Below are 15855 nucleotides of genomic sequence, written 5' to 3'. Positions count from 1 at the left end.
AGGACGACAATGAATCAAACACCCAAGATCGCGCTCGAAGAGCACTTCAGCGCCCCCGGCTTCGATGCCTATTCCGCGAAGTACACGCGAGCGCTGCCGGCCGACTTCGTGGCGCGGCTCGACGCCAGGCTCAGTGACTTCGACGACCAGCGCCTGGCCGAGATGGACGCGGGCAACATCGAGTACGCCGTGCTGTCGCAGACGATGCCCGGCGTCCAGGCCGAGACCGACGGCGCCGCCGCCGTGCGGCGCGCACGCGAGAACAACGAGTTCCTCGCCGAGCGCGTGGCGCGCCATCCGCAGCGCTTCGGCGCCTTCGCGCACGTCGCGCTCCAGGACCCGGCGGCCGCAGCGCGAGAACTCGAGCGCACCGTCGTCGAGTGCGGCTTCAAGGGCGCGCTGATCAACGGCCATACCCTGGGCCGCTACTACGAAGGCAGCGAGTTCGACGTGTTCTGGGAGCGCGCCGAGGCACTCGGCGTGCCCATCTATCTGCACCCCAACGCGTTCAGCCAGCCGCCGGCGCTGCTGGAGGGCATGCCTGTGCTTCAGGGGGCCACCTGGGGGTGGGGCGTGGAGACCGCGGGGCACGCGCTGCGCCTGCTGTTCGGCGGGGTGTTCGACCGCTTCCCGCGACTGACCCTGCTGCTGGGCCACATGGGCGAGGCACTGCCGTATCAACGCTGGCGCATCGACAGCCGCTTCGCCGCGTACCCCTCGGGCATCAAGCTGGCGCGCAAGCCCAGCGAGTACATCGGCAGCAACATCCTGATCACGACGTCCGGGGTGTGCTCCGCGCCGGCACTGCTGGGCGCCATCGGCGAGCTCGGCGCCCATGCCGTGCTCTTCTCCGTGGATTACCCCTACGAGTCCACCGCCGAAGCCTGCGCCTTCGTCGAGCAGGCGCCGCTCGACGCGCGCACCCGCGAGTTGGTTTGCCACGGCAATGCGCGCCGGCTCTTCAAGCTCGGCAGCCCGCAGGACCTTGCGCTCCTGCAGATCTGAAACTTTTCAAACAAAGGACGAAACATGCCAGTCAGCGATTACCAGATGGTCAAGGCCTGGAACGAGGTTCTGAAGCTCAGCAAGGTGGAGCCGGGCCAGAAGGTCTCGATCCTGTGCGGCCCCCACACCCACCCCCAGACGCTGCAGACCGCCACGATCGCGGCGCAGGCCGCGGGCGCGGTCGTCACCAGGATCGAACTGCAGCCCATCAACGCGGAGAAGGCCCCCAGCCGCGACCTGATGAACTACCTGGGAGAAACGCCCCTCACCAACAACCCGGTCGCGCTCGCGGCGATGAAGAACAGCGACATCGTGCTGGACCTGATGCTGCTGCTGTTCTCGCCCGAGCAGATGGAGATCCTCGAGTCGGGGACGAAGATCCTCCTGGCCGTCGAGCCGCCCGAGGTGCTGGTGCGGGCGGTACCCACCGAGGCCGATCGCGAGCGCGTGCTCGCCGCATCGAAGCTGCTCAAGGCCGCCAGGAAGATGCACGTGACCTCGCCGGCCGGTACCGACGTGACTTTCAAGCTCGGTGATTACCCGACCATCTCCGAGTACGGCTTCTGCGAGGAGCCCGGGCGCTGGGACCACTGGCCCAGCGGCTTCCTCTTCACCTTCGCCAACGAGGGCGGCAGCGACGGCACCATCGTGATCGATCGCGGTGACATCCTGCTGCCGCAGAAGAACTACGTCTCGGACAAAATCACCATGCAGCTGCGCGAAGGCTTCGTGCGCAGCATCGAGGGCGACATCGACGCCGCGCTGCTGCGCGAGTTCATGGAGGCCTACAAGGACCCCGAGGCCTACGCCATCGCGCACATCGGCTGGGGGATGCAGCCGCGCTGCTACTGGCACACGCTGTCGCTGGTGGACCGCGAAGCCACGTCCGGGCAGGACGCGCGTGCGTTCGAAGGCAACTTCCTGTTCTCGCTGGGCCCCAACAACGAGGCCGGAGGGCCTCGCACCACGCCCTGCCACCTGGACATTCCCTTGCGCAACTGCACGGTGAAGCTCGACGACGTCGTCGTGGTTCGCGACGGCAAGGTCATCGACGAGGCCTTCCGATGAGCGCCGATCCGGACATCTACCAGAAGCAGGGCTTTGGCAATGCCGTCGCCCCGAAGGCGCCATACGGCCTGCTGATCATCGACTTCGTCAACGGGTTCGCGGATCCGCTCACGTTCGGCGGCGGCAACATCGAGCCGGCCATCGAATGCACCCGCGGCCTGCTGGCCGCTGCGCGCGAGCGCGGATGGCCCATCGTGCACACGCGGGTCGTGTACCAGGACGACGGCGCCGATGCGAACATCTTCGCCCTCAAGGTGCCGCCCATCCTGGCCCTGCGCGAGGACGAGCCGCAGAGCCAGATCGTCGCGCAGCTGCAGCCACGCAACGGCGAGCTGGTGCTGCGCAAGATCCATCCGTCGGCCTTCTTCGGCACCTCGCTGGCTTCCTGGTTGTCGCAACGCGGCGTGCAGACCTTGCTGATCGCGGGATGCACCACCAGCGGGTGTGTCCGTGCCAGCGTGGTCGATGCCATGTGCCACGGCTTTCGCCCCCTGGTCGTCACGGACTGCGTGGGCGACCGGTCGCTGCAGGCGCACGAGGCCAACCTCTTCGACATGGACCAGAAGTACGCGACCTTGATGCCTCGCGACGCCGCACTGCAGGCGACCGAAGCAGTGCAGCCGCGCGGCGTCCCGGCCTGAAGCCTGGCCGCACCCCACGACTCCCGACCGACCTCTCGTCAAAACCCGGGCGAATGAACCCGCCAGCGACCCCCACTACCTGGAGAAGAAGATGACCCTCAAACTCATTGCCGCGATCGCGGTTTCACTCGCATCGCTCGCGCTGCAAAGCCGCGCCGACGTCATCAAGGTGGGTGTGATCGCGCCCATGTCCGGACCGTTCTCCGCGGTGGGGCAGACCTGGGAAGGAGCGACCAAGGCCTACCAGAAGCTCAACGGCACCACTGCAGGCGGGCACACGATCGAGGTCGTCTACCGCGACCTGCCGGAGATCAATCCCGCGCAGGCCAAGGCACTGGCCCAGGAGCTCATCATCAAGGAAGGCGCCCAGTACATCGCCGGCCTGTACTTCACGCCCGATACGCTGGCTGTCGCCGCACTCGCGCAGGAGGCGAAGGTACCTGTCGTGATCTTCAACGCGTCGACCTCGTCGCTTCTCGAGAAGTCCGACTACCTGCTGCGCACCTCCTACACGCTGCCGCAGATGGCCGTGCCGGTGGCCAAGTACGCGCTCGAGAAGAACGTGAAGAACGTCGTGTCGCTGGTCAGCGACTTCGGTCCCGGCCTCGACGCCGAGAAGGCCTTCAACACCGCGTTCGTCGCCGGAGGCGGCAAGCTGCTCGAGGCGATCCGTGCGCCGCTGAAGACGACGGACTTCGGCCCCCTGATGCAGCGCGTGAAGGCGCTCAAGCCCGACGCGCTCTACGTCTTCGGACCCGGGGGGCCGGCCACCTACGCAATGATCAAGGCCTACAACGAAGCGGGGTTGAGGGCCGCAGGGGTGCGCTTCCTGGGCACGGGCGAGACGGATGAAGACCAACTGCGCGCGATCGGCCCCGAGCTGCTCGGCATCGAGACCGGCATGTTCTATTCGGCGACGCACAACTCGCCGCTGAACAATGCTGCCGTCAAGGCGCTGGCAGAGGTGGCGCCCAAGGCCATTCCGACCGTCCAGCTCGCAAATGCGTACGATGGCCTGCATGTGATCTATCACATGGTCAAGGCAACCGACGGCAAGCGCGACGGGCCCAAGGCCCTGGCCGCCGCCAAGGGCTTTTCGTGGGAGAGCCCGCGCGGCCCGGTGAAGATCGACCCGGCTTCCCGCGAGTTCGTGCAGAACGTCTACATGCGTGTGGTCGAGAAGGACGCCTCGGGGCGCTTCGTCAACCGCGAGTTCAGGACCTTCGAGATGCAGCCCGACTACGGGCGCATCCAGGGCGCGGCCAAGTAACGCAGAGACTGCAGCATGTCTTTCGCGCTTCTGGGCAGCATCCTGGTCGACGGCGTCACGTACGCCATGATCCTGTTCATGATCACCGTGGGCCTGTCGATGACCATGGGCCTGATGCGTGTGGTGAACCTGGCCCATGGCGCCTTCGCGATGCTCGGCGGTTTTCTCGCAGCGAGCATTCCGCAGCGCCTGGGCGTACCCATCGGGCTGGGCTTCGTGCTGGCGATCGCCCTGGTGGCCCTCTTGGCCTTGATCTTCGAGCGCACCCTGCTGCGCCGCTTCTACCGCCGCGACGATCTCGACCAGATGCTGGTGACGATCGGACTGATGTTCGTCGCCACCGCGGCGGTCAACCTGATGTTCGGATCGTCGGTGACCTCCGTCGCGCTTCCCGAGGCGTTCGGCGGCTCGGTGGACCTGGGCTTTCGCTCCATTCCCCGGCACCGGCTCATCGTCGTCGCCTGCGGGTTGCTGGTCGTCGTCGTCCTGTGGTTCGCAGTGGACCGGTCGTCCTTCGGCATCCGGGTGCGCGCTGCGGTCGACAACGCGCCCATCGCCCGGGCCATCGGCATCGACACGACGAAGATCTACGCAGCCACCTTCGCGATCGGTGCCGCGCTCGCGGCGCTGGGCGGCATCGCCGGTGCCGAGCTGCTGCCGATGGAGCCGACCTATGCCTCCAAGTACCTCGTGATCCTCCTGGCCGTCGTGGCCGTGGGTGGAAACGGAAATCTGTTTGGTTCTTTCTTCGCAGCATTGCTGCTCGGCATCGTGGAGACCTCGATGAAATACATGGTTCCGCAGCTCGCATCGGCTGCCTTCTTCCTGACGATGATCGTCGTCCTGCTGTTGCGGCCCCAGGGGCTGTTCGGGAGGCAAGCATGAGTGCGGTGATTCCACCCATGGTGATGGCTGTGCCGCCCCGCGCCCGCCCGTGGACGCAGTTGCGCGCCGAGATCGTCCTGACGCTGGCGGGGCTGCTGGCCTTCGCGTTGTTCCCGCAGGACCTGGGGTTGCTGACCAACATGGCGACGATGTCCATCTTCGCGCTGTCGCTGAGCCTCGTGCTCGGGCAGGCGGGCATCGCGACCCTGGGCCAGGCCGCGCTCTACGGCGCCGGTGCCTACGTCGCGGGCTGGACAGCGCTGTACCTGACGGCCGATCCGATCGTCGGGCTGCTGCTCGGCGGCCTGGGCGGAGGGTTGATCGCGCTGCTCAGCGGTGCCGTCATGCTGCGCTCGACCAAGCTCACGCTGGTCATGCTCACCATCGCCGTGGCGCAGTTGCTGCTCGAGCTCGCCAACTGGGCCCGATGGCTCACGGGCGGCGACGACGGACTTGCCGGCTTCGAGGTCGCCCCGCTGTTCGGCATCTGGGAGTTCAACTTCATGGGCCACACCGGCTATTTCTACGCGCTGGGCGCGCTGGTGCTGGTGTTTTTCCTCGTGCGCAACCTGGTCGATTCGCCCTTCGGCCTGACGGCCAGGGCGATCCGGCAGGACCCGGGCCGCGTCCAGGCGCTGGGCGGGCGCGTGTACCTGCACCTGCTGGCCGTCTACACCGTCGGCGGCGTCGTGGCGGGCCTGGCTGGCGCGTTGACCGCGCAGACCAGCAAGGTGGCCAATCTCTTCATGCTGGACTTCACGACGTCGGCGGGCGTCGTCGTCATGATCGTCCTGGGCGGCACGCGCCGCCTGTCGGGTGCGGTGCTCGGCACCGTCGCCTACATGACCATCCACCACATCGCATCGACGTTGAACCCGTACCACTGGCTCTTCGTGATCGGCTCGATGCTGATCTTCGTGCTCATCGTCCTGCCCGAGGGCCTGATCGGGCTCCTGGACCGGGCCGCGGCGTACGCCAGGCGTCTGGGCCGCAAGGGAGGAGCCCGATGACCCCCCGGCTGCAAACCCACAACCTGTGCCACTCCTTCGGCGGCCTGGCCGTCACGCAGAACGTCACGCTGTCGCTCCCGCAGGGCGCGCGCACGGCACTGATCGGGCCGAACGGCGCCGGCAAGACCACGCTGGTCAACCTGCTCAGCGGCGCGATCCGTCCGAAGTCCGGCGACATCCAGCTCGACGGCCGCTCAATCGTGCAGCTGCCGCAGTACGCACGCGTGCGCAGCGGCATCGTCCGCACGTTCCAGATCAGCCGCCTGTTCAAGGACCTGACCGTGGCGGAGAACGTCAAGGTCGCGGTGCTCCAGCGGCTGCGCGCCTCCATGCAGTGGTGGCCTTCGCCGGCGCGTTCGGCGCGTGTGCACGACGAGGTCCACGAGACGCTCGGCATGCTGGGCCTGCAGCCCTATGCGAACCGGGTGGTGGGACGGCTGGCGCTCGGCGAGCAGCGGCTTGCGGAGATCGCGCTCGCGCTCGCCATGAAACCCGAGGTGCTGCTGCTGGACGAGCCCGGCGCGGGCGTGCCGCAGGGAGAAGGCGGCCGCATCATGAGCGCCATCGAGAGCCTTCCGAAGGACCTGTCGGTGCTGCTCATCGAGCACGACATGGACCTGGTGTTCCGCTTCGCCTCGCACATCATCGTCCTGGTTGCCGGCGCGGTGATGGTGGAGGGGACTCCGCAGGAAGTCGCGGCCAACGAACAAGTCAAGCAAATCTACTTCGGACGAGACGGCCACCATGCCCAGCACTCCCATTGAACTTCGGTTCGACGACGTCACGACCGGCTACGCCGGCGTGCCCGTGGTCGAACATCTGAGCTTCAGCGTGCGCGAAGGCGAGCGGCTGGGGCTGATCGGGCGCAACGGCGCCGGCAAGACGACGACGCTGGCGACCGCGACGGGCCTGGCCGATCTGATGAAGGGGCGCGTCCATTTCGGCGGCAAGGACATCAGCGGCGCCAGCACCTTCGCCCGCGCCCGCGCCGGCTTGGGCTACGTGCCGCAGAGCCGCGACATCTTCCCTTCGCTCACGGTGGAGGAGAACCTGCTGTCGGGTCTCCAGGGGCGCTCGGCCGGCGCGGCGCTTCCCGCGGTCTATGAACTGTTTCCCAGGTTGAAGGAGCGGCGGCGCAACGGCGGCACCCAGCTGTCGGGCGGCGAGCAGCAGATGCTGTCCGTGGCGCGGGCGCTCGTCGGGCAGCCGCGCATCCTGCTGCTCGACGAGCCGCTGGAGGGCCTGGCCCCGATGGTGCGCGAGGAGCTGATGGATGCCATCGTCCGCATGAGCGACAAGCTCGGGGTCGGGTGCATCCTCGTGGAACAGCACGTGGACGTCGTGCTCGACTTCTCGACAAACGTCATCGTGCTGGAGCGCGGCGTCGCCGCGTATGCCGGCTCGGCAGCCGCGCTGCGCCAGGACGAGCAACTCCTGAACCGCACCATCGGGATCCAGAAGTGCTAAGGCCGATGCCTGCTGCGCGATCGGGGTGCGGTGTGCCGTCGCCGGCTCGCGCCTTCGTCGGCAGCGGCAGCAGCGGCTGAATGCGGCACGGCTTCTATCCGCCATGCAGAACCTTCGCGCTCTCCTGAGTCCGCTGCGGGCTTTCGATGCGGTGTACCGGGCCAAGGGAGTCTCGCGGGCAGCCCAGCTGCTTCACGTCACGCCCGGGGCCGTGAGTCAGCAGATCAAGCAGCTCGAGGCCGGGCTGGGCGTGCAGCTGTTCCAGCGGTCCGGCCGCGAGATCGGGTTCACGGCGGCGGGCGAAAGGCTCGCCCACCGCGTCTGCGATGCCTTCGACCGCCTGCAGGACGCACTCGGCGACCTGGCCGAGCATCGGAGTGAAAGAAGGCTTCGCCTCAAGGTGACACCGAGCCTGGCCATCCGCTGGCTCGTTCCTCGCCTGCATGGCTTCTACGCGGAGCACCCCGACATCGCACTGGAGATCGCAACGATCGCCATGGCCGACGACATGCGGCTCGAAGGCGCGGATTGCGCGATCCGCCATGGCATGGGCGAGTGGGCCGACGTCGAGCTGGACCACCTTTTCGACGACGAGTTCGTCCCGGTCTGCGCACCGGGCCAGGCGGGGCCGTTGCAGACACCTCGCGACCTGCTGCAGGCCAACCTGCTGCACTCCATGATGCGGCCGCAAGCGTGGCCGCTCTGGTTCGGCTCCGCCGGTCTTGCGGATCCCGCCCGCCCGCGCGGCATCACCCTGGCGAACGCCGCGTTGTGCTATCAGGCCGCGGCCGATGGCCTGGGCATCGCGATGGCCCAGCGTGCCTACGTGGAAGACGACCTTCGAACCGGCCGCCTGGTGGTCGCTGTCGACCACATGGCACGGACGGAACTCGGCTACTACCTCGTCTGCGACCCGATGAAGGCGGCCACCGCCCCGGTGCGGCTGTTCAGGGAGTGGATCCGGTCGGTCCGCTAGGCGTGCCCCCGGGGGCCTGCTAGTCGGCCTTGAAGCCCGAGGCCTTGACCACGGGCTCCCAGAATGCGCGCATCTCTGCGAACCTGGCGCGTGCAGCGGTGGGTGAGCTTCCCGTGTTCACGAAACCGAGCGCGCCGACCTTCTTCGCGAACTGCTCGGTCGAGGCCGCCTTTCGCACGGCGTCGCTCCATTCAGCGACGACGGGTGCAGGCGTCCCGGGTGCCAGGCAGATGGCCAGCACGCCGACCGTGGTGAGTTCCTTGCGGCCGAGCTCGGCGAAGGTCGGCACATCCGGCAGGAGCGCGGAGCGTTGGGCCGAGGTGACGGCAAGCACGCGCAGCTTGCCGGCCTCGTGGTGCTGCGCGAAGTCGCCGACCGTGGAAGTGCCCGCCGCGATGTTGGCGCCGGCAAGGTTCACGATCATCGGGGCCGCGCCCTGGAAGGGGACGTCCTGCAGCGGCGTTCCGATGATCTTGCCGATCTGCAGCCCCAGGAAATGCGTCGGTCCACCCGACGCCGCATGGCCGAAGTTGGCGCTTTGCGGATGCGCGCGCACCCACTGGGCGTATTCGCCGAAGGTCTTCACCGGCGAGGAGGCGGGTACGGCCAGCGCCATCGCGAACTCGACCACCGTCGACACCGGGAGGACGTCCCGCTGCGGGTCGTAGTTGAGCTTGTTGAAGACGAAGGGGTAGATCGACGTCAGGAAGTCGGGGCACAGCATGGCCACGCTGCCGTCGGCAGGGGCGGCACGCATCGCATCGATCGCGATCCTTCCGCCAGCGCCCGGCCTGTTCTCCACCACGACCGTGCGGTGCAGCGAGTCGTGCATCTGATCCGCGAGCGCACGCGTCACCACGTCGAGGGTGCCGCCGGGCGAGAAGCCCACCAGGATCCTGGCCGGTTGCCGGCCGCCTTGCTCAGCAATGGCCGGCGGTGCGCCGACGAAGGCGGCGATGGCGAGTGCGAGGCTGCAGCGCCAGGAAGCAGGCAGTGTCTTCAAGAGATGCTCCAGGAGGAAGCCGGATCGGTCGTCCGGATGCAAGTAGGGCAAGGTGGGGCGGATCAGCTGGAGGCGGCGTCTTCGTCGACGCCGTCGTCCTCCAGTCGAGGAGTTCAGCGGCCTCGGAACACCGGGGCGCGCTTCTCGGCGAAGGCGCGGCGCCCCTCCAGCCGGTCCTCGCTGTCCCTGAGCAGCCCGAAGGCCTGGCGTTCCAGCGCCAGCCCGCCGGCCAGCGGCAGCTCGCGCCCGCTCATCGCGAGCCGCTTGGCCGCCGTCATCGCCAGCGGGGCATTGGCCGCCATCGTGCGCGCGAGCCGGATGGCCGTTTCCTGCAGCGCCGAAAGCGGCACCACCTTGCTGACCAGGCCGATGCGCAGCGCTTCGGCGGCGTCGATGCGCTCGCCCGTCAGCAGCATCCACATGGCATCGGACTGGCCTACCGCGCGGATCAGGCGCTGCGTGCCGCCCGCCCCCGGGATGCTGCCGACGCGCACCTCCGGCAAGCCGAACTGGGCGTTGTCCGAACAGATGCGGATGTCCGCCAGCAGGGCCAGCTCGAGTCCGCCGCCGAGGGCGTAACCATTGATCGCCGCGACCACGGGCTTGTCGGTGTGCAGCGTGCCGAAGTTGAAGTGCCGGTTGCCGCCGCGAAAGACTTCCCGCGCGACGCCGTCGCCCGACGGCATCGTCTTCTTGAGGTCCGCACCCGTGCAGAAGGCACGCTCGCCCGCGCCGGTGAGGACGAGCACGCGGACGTCCTCGTCGTTGCAGACCTGGTCCCAGATGCCGAGCAGTTGCTCGTTGGATTCCGGGTCGATGGAATTCATGGCCTCGGGCCGATTCAGGGTGACGATGGCGACGCCATCCTGGACTGTGTAGACGATGGGCATGGTTTTCTGTTCTTCAGGTCTGGGAAGGGCTGGCCGCGGCCACCGAGTCGATGGCGCCGGCTGGCATGCCCAGTGTGGCCAGCACCTCGCGGGTGTGCTCGCCGAGCGTGGGGGCGGCGCGTCGCGCACGTGGCCGCTCGCCCACCGCGCCGAGCACGCTGCGCGTCAGCGTCAACGTGCCGGCGACGCGGTGCTGCACGCTTTCCGCGAGGGACGCCTCGACGAAGGGGGCGGACTGCGCCACCTCGGCATAGTCGTTGATGGGGCCGCAGATGATGTCCACCGCAGTGAACTTCTCCAGCCAGAAGGTGCGCGGATGCGCGAGCATGCGAGCTTCCAGCTCGCGCAGCAGCGCCTGGCGGTGCTGCAGCCTGCTCTTGTTCTCTGCGAAGCGCGGATCGCAGGCGAGCTCCGGTGCACCGATGGCGGCACACAGCGCCTGCCATCGTGCAGGGTGGTAGGCCGCGACCATGATCCACCCGTCGGCGCAGCGCAGGGCCTCGTTAGGCGTCGAATACGGCGCTGCATTGCCTTGCGGTCCGGGCACGAGCCCATCCGCGAAGTAGGACGCGAAACTCACGTGCTGGAGTGCGATGGCGCTGGCGAACATGCTCGCCTCGACGTGCTGACCGAGCCCCGTGCGTTGCCGCTCCTGGAGGGCGGCCAGCACCGAGATGGCCGCCAGAGAGCCGGTGACCAGGTCGACGACCGGCACCGGTACCTTGCACGGCTCTCCATCGGGCGCCCCGGTCACGCTCATCAGGCCGCTCACGGCCTGCAGCACGCCGTCCACGCCGGGCAGATCCTTGCTGCTGCCATGCTGGCCGTATGCCGATACCGAGCAGTAGATGAGCCGCGGGTTGTCCGCGGACACCGTGGCGTGGTCGAGCCCGAAACGCGCCATCACGCCGGGACGGAAGCTCTCGACCAGCACGTCGGCCTGCGCGATCAGTTCCTGCGCGGCCTGCCGGTGCGACGGCTGCTTCAGGTCGAGCACGATGCTGCGCTTGTTGCGGTTCAGCGCCAGGAAGGCGACGCCCTCGCCGTTGACCCATGGCGAAAGGGCCCGCGAGAGATCGCCCGTGGGCGTCTCGACCTTCACCACGTCGGCGCCGAGATCGGCCAGGTACAGCGTGCAGGTCGGCCCGGCCATCACCTGCGTGAAGTCGATCACTTTCAAACCGGTCAATGCATTCGCGAGCATGCGATCCGGCCCGCTATACCGACGGGCTGCCGAGGCTGCGGCCGCCGCAGACGTACAGGAGCTGGCCGGTGACGTAGCTCGATCCGGGTTCCGCGAAGAAGCGCACCGCCCGGGCGATGTCCTGCGGCTGGCCGATCCGCTCCATCGGCACGGTCTTGTGCAGGCTCTGGCGCACTTCTTCGGTGAGCGTCGCGAACAGCGGCGTCTCCACGATGCCCGGAGCGACAGCGTTCACCGTGATGCCCTTGCGCGCATATTCGAGCGCCAGAGAGCGGGTCAGGCTCACCACGGCGCCCTTGGAGGCAGAGTAGGCCGCTTGGCCGCGGTTGCCCAGCCACGCGCGAGAGCCGATGTTGATGATGCGTCCGAACCGGTTCTGCGCCATCTGCGCCAGGACCGCCTTGGAGCAGATGAACTGCGAATTCAGGTTGATCTCGATGACGCGGCTCCAGAACGCGAGATCCATCTTGGAGACCAGCTTGTCGCCGCCGATGCCTGCGTTGTTGACCAGGATGTCGATGCGTGCGTGCGATGCCAGCAGCCGGGCGACCGCCGCTTCCACCTGGTCCACGGAGCTGACGTCGACCTTGAAGGTCGTCACGTCGGCGCCTTCGCTCGACAACGTCCGCTCGGCCTCGCCCAGCGCGGCGTCGTCGAAGTCCCACAGTGCGATGCGGCAGCCCCCCTGTGCAAGCTCGCGGGCGATGCCCAAGCCGATGCCTTTGGCGCCGCCGGTCACGATGGCGACGAGGCCCTGCAGCGAGGCGGGCGCGATGGTGTCTGTCTGGTTCATGGCGGGCCCTCAGAGCGAAAGAATGTTGATCGAGCAGGCGGCGTGGTCCACACCCCAGATACCGCCGCCCGTGACCTGCGTGAGGCCGATGCGCGCGCCCTGCACCTGGCGCGCGCCTGCACGGCCCTGCAGTTGTTCGCAGACTTCCACGACCTGTGCGACGCCGGTCGCACCCGGCGGGTGTCCCTTGGCGATCAGCCCGCCGCTGGGGTTGACCGGCACGCGGCCGCCCAGAGCGGTCGCGCCGCTTTGCAGCAGGCTGGCCGCATCGCCGCGCTTGCAAAGGCCGAGAGCCTCGTAATAGAGCAGCTCGGAAATGGTGAACGCGTCGTGCACTTCCAGCAGGCTGAGATCCTGCGGCCCGATGCCGGCCTGCTCATAGGCCAGCCTGGCGGCACGCGCGGTGATCTCTGCTTCGGTCATGTCGACAGGCGCGGTCTCGAACAGGCCCGACTGCACCACGGACGCCAGCACTCGCACGGGCTTGGCGACGCCCCTGGCAGGCTTGGTGCTGAGCACGAGGGCCGCGGCCCCGTCCACCACGGCGGGGCAGCACTGCAGCAGCGTGAGCGGCTCGGCCACGGGGCGAGACGCCAGCACCTCCTCGCGGCTCGCCAGCTTGGCGAACTTGGCGATCGGGTTCAAGGCCCCGTGTTGGCGGTTCTTGACGGAGATGTCCGCCAGCGTCTCCAGCGCGAGGCCGTGGTCGTGCATATACCGCTTGGCACGCATGGCGTACAGGGCGGGCATGATCATGCCGCGCCGGTTGTTCCAGTCCTTCTGGCTGAGCTGCAGCGGGCCGCCGCCGAGGCTGCTGAGGTGGTCCATGCCGAACACCACCACGGTGTCGTACTGGCCGACCTTGAGCGCCTGCAGCGCGAGATTCAGCGCGGTGGCTCCGCTGGAGCAGGCGTTGTCCACGTTGTAGACCGCGCCGCCGCCGACATGCAGTTCGCGCAATGCACGCTGCCCCGGCAGCATGGCACCGAGCGCATTGCCGCAGTAGAACGCCTGCACCTCACCAAGCTTCGTGCCGGCATCGGCCAGCGCATCGAGGATGGCCGCCTGGGCCATCGCCTCTTCGGTCAGTTCGGGAAAGCGGCCGAAGTCAGTGATGCCGACGCCGGTGATCAGTGGTTGCTTCATGGTGCATCACTCCTGGAATGCATAGTCGGGCGTGCCGTCAGGCAACGCGAAGGGCACCACCCGCAGGGAGGCGCCGATGGCCGGCGGCTTGGCGCTGTACAGCAGCCGGCCGAACGCGCGCACACCGGGTTCGAAGTCGACCATGGCAAGGCCATAGGGCTGCTTGTCCTTGCCCGGGTGAACGATCGTGAAGCTGTAGAGAGAGCCGATGGGTCCGAGCTCGATGTCTTCGACTGTCTGGTCGTCGTGGGTGAATTCGATGGGCGGGAACTGGGCCGGTTGGCCGGCCACGCGGGTCGCGACGAGCACCATGCCGCCGGGGGTTTCACGGAAGGGGGATTCCGTTCGCTTGATGATCTTCAAAGGTGTCTCCTGTTCGTGTGGAGCTCGCCACAGCGAAGGAAAGTATCGAGATCCAGGTCCCCGCGGTCATTGGATTTCTGCTGGGCATTCTTTAGCGGAACTGAACGATTCGACACATGCAGTCCAGCTAAACAATGCCCAGCAGAACTGAAAGGACAGCGGCCAGCGCGATCTGCATACTGAGCCGATGAATGAACAAATTCGCGTACCGGTCACCTTGATGCGCGGTGGCACCAGCAAGGCTGTTTTTCTCTCGCAGCACGACGTGCCCACCGATCCACAAGCGCGTCTCCGATTTCTTCTCGCTCTGTTCGGCAGCCCCGACGTGCGCCAGATCGACGGGCTCGGCGGCGCCGATATCCTGACGAGCAAGTGCGCCATCATCGGGCCGCCGTCGCGCCCGGATGCGGACATCGACTACACCTTCGTGCAGATCGGCATCGACCAGCCCACGGTCAGCTTCGAGATCGTCTGCGGCAACATTTCGTCGGCCACGGGGGTGTATGCGTTGCAGGAGAAGCTGGTTCCGGTGCAGGAACCCGTCACCACCGTTCGGGTGCACAACACGAACACCGGAAAGATCCTCCGAATGGCGGTGCAATGCGCCGACGGCGAGCCGCGCGTGGAGGGCGACAGCGAAGTGGATGGCGTGCCCGGCACCGGCGCAGAGGTGGCGCTGGATTACTCCGACACCAGTGGTTCCACGACCGGCAAGCTGTTGCCCACGGGGCAGGCGCGCGACTGGGTCCACGTGTCGAAGCTCGGCCGCGAAATACCGGTGTCGGTGGTCGACGTCGGCACGGCGTGCGTATTCATCCGCGCGGCGGACCTGGGCATCACCGGCACTGAACTGCCGGGCCAGCTCGGGCCCGAGATCTACGAGATGGCCGAGGAGGTGAGGCGCTGGGTCGTCGAACGCTGCAATCTTCCGTCGTCGGGGATCCTGACGCCGTACCAGATACTGATCAGCGAAGCGCAGGACTACCGGACCATTGCCGGCGACCGCGTCGTGCAGTCATCGGAGATCGATTTCGTCGCGCGCATGGTGCTCGCCGGTGGCGCCATGCACAAGGCATTCCCTGGCGGAGGCTCGGTGTGCCTCTCGGTCGCAGCGCAGATCGCGGGAACCATTCCCGCCGAAGCGCGGGGCACGCATGCCGGTCCGACGCGCATCCGCATCGGCCATCCGAGCGGGGTGCTCAAGATCTTTGCGAATGTCGAGCACGGGGGCGGAAACGACTGGACGGTGCGCGAGGTGCACTTCACTCGCACGGCCAGGCGCCTTTTCGATGGGACGGCCTATGTGCGGCGGTCGCGCCTCGAAGCGACTGGCGAGGGGACGTTGTCATGAACGCTCCGGATCTTTTCTCGCTGCGGGGCCGCACTGCCCTCGTCACTGGCGGCTCCAGAGGCATCGGACGCATGATCGCCGAGGGGTTCCTGGCGCACGGCGCGCGCGTCTACATCAGTGCGCGCAAAGCCGAGGCATGCGATCAGGCTGCGCACGAACTCGCGAAGTACGGCCACTGCGTATCGCTGCCGCACGACGTGTCCACCGTGGCCGGCTGCCAGGCGCTGGCCGACGCCTATGCCGGGCATGAAACGACGCTGGACATCCTGGTCAACAACGCCGGAGCGGCTTGGGGAGAGGCCTTCGATGCCTTTCCGGAAAGCGGCTGGGACAAGGTGGTCGATCTGAACCTGAAGACGCCCTTCTTCCTGACGAAGGCGCTGTCCGGGCCGCTGCGCGCCGCTGCCCGGACGCGCGTGGGGAAGATCATCAACATCTCCTCCACCGACGGCATCGGGCTCAACCCCCAGGAGAACTACTCCTACGTCGCGAGCAAGGCCGGCCTGATTCATCTGACTCGGCGCATGGCGTTGCGCCTGGCGCAGGACAACATCGCGGTCAGTGCCCTCGCACCTGGCGCGTTTCCATCCGAGATGAACCGCAATGCCCGCGACCATGGGCCCGCGTTGTCCGAACACATTCCCGCCAAGCGCATCGGCACGCCGGAAGACATCGCGGGTGCAGCCATCTTCCTTGCTTCACGCGCAGGCGACTACGTGATGGGTGCCACCCTCGTGGTGGATGGCGGCGTGACCCAGGCCCGCGCCTACCGGTGAAATCGTG

Annotated in this window: 17 protein-coding genes; 11 read left to right on the top strand and 6 right to left on the bottom strand. The window is 67.5% G+C overall.

The features are described 5' to 3' along the window. The first annotated feature begins 9 nt into the window (after positions 1–9). The 9 genes from ABL844_RS32395 (at position 10) to ABL844_RS32355 (ending at position 8322) form a co-directional block, all read left to right on the top strand. Positions 10–1005 (top strand): amidohydrolase family protein, encoded by a 996-nt coding sequence (locus tag ABL844_RS32395; RefSeq protein WP_184642419.1) that lies wholly within the window; start codon positions 10–12, stop codon positions 1003–1005. 24 nt (positions 1006–1029) lie between these two features. Then, on the top strand, positions 1030–2073 hold the full coding sequence (locus tag ABL844_RS32390; protein ID WP_184642420.1) for a 2,5-dihydroxypyridine 5,6-dioxygenase: 1044 nt from the start codon (positions 1030–1032) through the stop codon (positions 2071–2073). Continuing rightward, a complete protein-coding gene (locus ABL844_RS32385) occupies positions 2070–2714 on the top strand; it encodes an isochorismatase family protein (RefSeq protein ID WP_184642421.1) in 645 nt (214 codons plus the stop codon). Before ABL844_RS32390 ends, ABL844_RS32385 begins: the two co-directional genes overlap by 4 nt. Positions 2715–2805: 91 nt before the next feature. Continuing rightward, positions 2806–3984 carry an ABC transporter substrate-binding protein gene (locus ABL844_RS32380; RefSeq protein ID WP_184642422.1) on the top strand — a complete coding sequence of 393 codons (1179 nt, stop codon included), beginning with the start codon at positions 2806–2808 and terminating at the stop codon, positions 3982–3984. 15 nt (positions 3985–3999) lie between these two features. Next, complete coding sequence (locus ABL844_RS32375; RefSeq protein WP_418132182.1) at positions 4000–4869, top strand: branched-chain amino acid ABC transporter permease; 870 nt, start codon at positions 4000–4002, stop codon at positions 4867–4869. Then, entirely contained in the window at positions 4866–5879 is a 1014-nt protein-coding gene (locus tag ABL844_RS32370) for a branched-chain amino acid ABC transporter permease (RefSeq protein ID WP_184642424.1), read from the top strand. Before ABL844_RS32375 ends, ABL844_RS32370 begins: the two co-directional genes overlap by 4 nt. Beyond that, positions 5876–6643, top strand: a complete 768-nt coding sequence (locus ABL844_RS32365; protein WP_184642425.1) for an ABC transporter ATP-binding protein — start codon at positions 5876–5878, stop codon at positions 6641–6643. The genes ABL844_RS32370 and ABL844_RS32365 overlap by 4 nt, the downstream gene beginning before the upstream one ends. Beyond that, positions 6624–7346: an ABC transporter ATP-binding protein gene (locus ABL844_RS32360; RefSeq protein WP_184642426.1), complete on the top strand. Its 723-nt coding sequence runs from the start codon at positions 6624–6626 to the stop codon at positions 7344–7346. The genes ABL844_RS32365 and ABL844_RS32360 overlap by 20 nt, the downstream gene beginning before the upstream one ends. Before the next feature lie 103 nt (positions 7347–7449). Next, the gene (locus ABL844_RS32355; RefSeq protein WP_418126145.1) at positions 7450–8322 is read left to right on the top strand and encodes a LysR substrate-binding domain-containing protein; all 873 of its coding nucleotides are present in this window, start codon (positions 7450–7452) and stop codon (positions 8320–8322) included. Between the two features lie 19 nt (positions 8323–8341). Here the strand turns inward: ABL844_RS32355 and ABL844_RS32350 are convergent, their stop codons facing one another. The 6 genes from ABL844_RS32350 to ABL844_RS32325 all read right to left on the bottom strand — a co-directional run bounded on the left by ABL844_RS32350 (position 8342) and on the right by ABL844_RS32325 (position 13721). Beyond that, positions 8342–9325 (bottom strand): Bug family tripartite tricarboxylate transporter substrate binding protein, encoded by a 984-nt coding sequence (locus ABL844_RS32350; RefSeq protein WP_418132181.1) that lies wholly within the window; start codon positions 9323–9325, stop codon positions 8342–8344. Between the two features lie 113 nt (positions 9326–9438). Then, on the bottom strand, positions 9439–10215 hold the full coding sequence (locus tag ABL844_RS32345) for an enoyl-CoA hydratase/isomerase family protein (RefSeq protein WP_369662768.1): 777 nt from the start codon (positions 10213–10215) through the stop codon (positions 9439–9441). Positions 10216–10228: 13 nt separating this feature from the next. After that, positions 10229–11419 carry a CaiB/BaiF CoA transferase family protein gene (locus ABL844_RS32340; RefSeq protein ID WP_418132180.1) on the bottom strand — a complete coding sequence of 397 codons (1191 nt, stop codon included), beginning with the start codon at positions 11417–11419 and terminating at the stop codon, positions 10229–10231. A 13-nt stretch (positions 11420–11432) separates the two neighbouring features. After that, positions 11433–12212 carry an SDR family NAD(P)-dependent oxidoreductase gene (locus tag ABL844_RS32335; RefSeq protein WP_418126142.1) on the bottom strand — a complete coding sequence of 260 codons (780 nt, stop codon included), beginning with the start codon at positions 12210–12212 and terminating at the stop codon, positions 11433–11435. Between the two features lie 9 nt (positions 12213–12221). Further along, entirely contained in the window at positions 12222–13358 is a 1137-nt protein-coding gene (locus tag ABL844_RS32330; RefSeq protein WP_418120729.1) for a thiolase family protein, read from the bottom strand. Between the two features lie 6 nt (positions 13359–13364). After that, positions 13365–13721: a Zn-ribbon domain-containing OB-fold protein gene (locus ABL844_RS32325; RefSeq protein ID WP_418132179.1), complete on the bottom strand. Its 357-nt coding sequence runs from the start codon at positions 13719–13721 to the stop codon at positions 13365–13367. 187 nt (positions 13722–13908) lie between these two features. On the opposite strand from ABL844_RS32325, the gene ABL844_RS32320 reads away from it, so the two are divergent. Beyond that, entirely contained in the window at positions 13909–15072 is a 1164-nt protein-coding gene (locus ABL844_RS32320) for a 2-methylaconitate cis-trans isomerase PrpF family protein (protein WP_184642433.1), read from the top strand. After that, positions 15069–15848, top strand: coding sequence for an SDR family oxidoreductase (locus ABL844_RS32315; RefSeq protein ID WP_369662764.1), 780 nt, complete (start codon positions 15069–15071; stop codon positions 15846–15848). The genes ABL844_RS32320 and ABL844_RS32315 overlap by 4 nt, the downstream gene beginning before the upstream one ends. Positions 15849–15855 lie beyond the last annotated feature (7 nt).

Source organism: Variovorax sp. 278MFTsu5.1, from assembly GCF_048305045.1.
Classification (GTDB): Bacteria; Pseudomonadota; Gammaproteobacteria; order Burkholderiales; family Burkholderiaceae_C; genus Variovorax; species Variovorax guangxiensis.
This window is presented reverse-complemented; position numbering and strand designations above follow the sequence as displayed.

Coding starts and splice junctions, on each gene's coding strand:
- ABL844_RS32345 (WP_369662768.1), bottom strand. CDS start 10,215: ATGCCCATCGTCTACACAGTCCAGGATGGCGTCGCCATCGTCACCCTG.
- ABL844_RS32330 (WP_418120729.1), bottom strand. CDS start 13,358: ATGAAGCAACCACTGATCACCGGCGTCGGCATCACTGACTTCGGCCGC.
- ABL844_RS32380 (WP_184642422.1), top strand. CDS start 2,806: ATGACCCTCAAACTCATTGCCGCGATCGCGGTTTCACTCGCATCGCTC.
- ABL844_RS32340 (WP_418132180.1), bottom strand. CDS start 11,419: ATGCTCGCGAATGCATTGACCGGTTTGAAAGTGATCGACTTCACGCAG.
- ABL844_RS32355 (WP_418126145.1), top strand. CDS start 7,450: ATGCAGAACCTTCGCGCTCTCCTGAGTCCGCTGCGGGCTTTCGATGCG.
- ABL844_RS32365 (WP_184642425.1), top strand. CDS start 5,876: ATGACCCCCCGGCTGCAAACCCACAACCTGTGCCACTCCTTCGGCGGC.
- ABL844_RS32385 (WP_184642421.1), top strand. CDS start 2,070: ATGAGCGCCGATCCGGACATCTACCAGAAGCAGGGCTTTGGCAATGCC.
- ABL844_RS32360 (WP_184642426.1), top strand. CDS start 6,624: ATGCCCAGCACTCCCATTGAACTTCGGTTCGACGACGTCACGACCGGC.
- ABL844_RS32390 (WP_184642420.1), top strand. CDS start 1,030: ATGCCAGTCAGCGATTACCAGATGGTCAAGGCCTGGAACGAGGTTCTG.
- ABL844_RS32335 (WP_418126142.1), bottom strand. CDS start 12,212: ATGAACCAGACAGACACCATCGCGCCCGCCTCGCTGCAGGGCCTCGTC.
- ABL844_RS32320 (WP_184642433.1), top strand. CDS start 13,909: ATGAATGAACAAATTCGCGTACCGGTCACCTTGATGCGCGGTGGCACC.
- ABL844_RS32395 (WP_184642419.1), top strand. CDS start 10: ATGAATCAAACACCCAAGATCGCGCTCGAAGAGCACTTCAGCGCCCCC.
- ABL844_RS32370 (WP_184642424.1), top strand. CDS start 4,866: ATGAGTGCGGTGATTCCACCCATGGTGATGGCTGTGCCGCCCCGCGCC.
- ABL844_RS32315 (WP_369662764.1), top strand. CDS start 15,069: ATGAACGCTCCGGATCTTTTCTCGCTGCGGGGCCGCACTGCCCTCGTC.
- ABL844_RS32375 (WP_418132182.1), top strand. CDS start 4,000: ATGTCTTTCGCGCTTCTGGGCAGCATCCTGGTCGACGGCGTCACGTAC.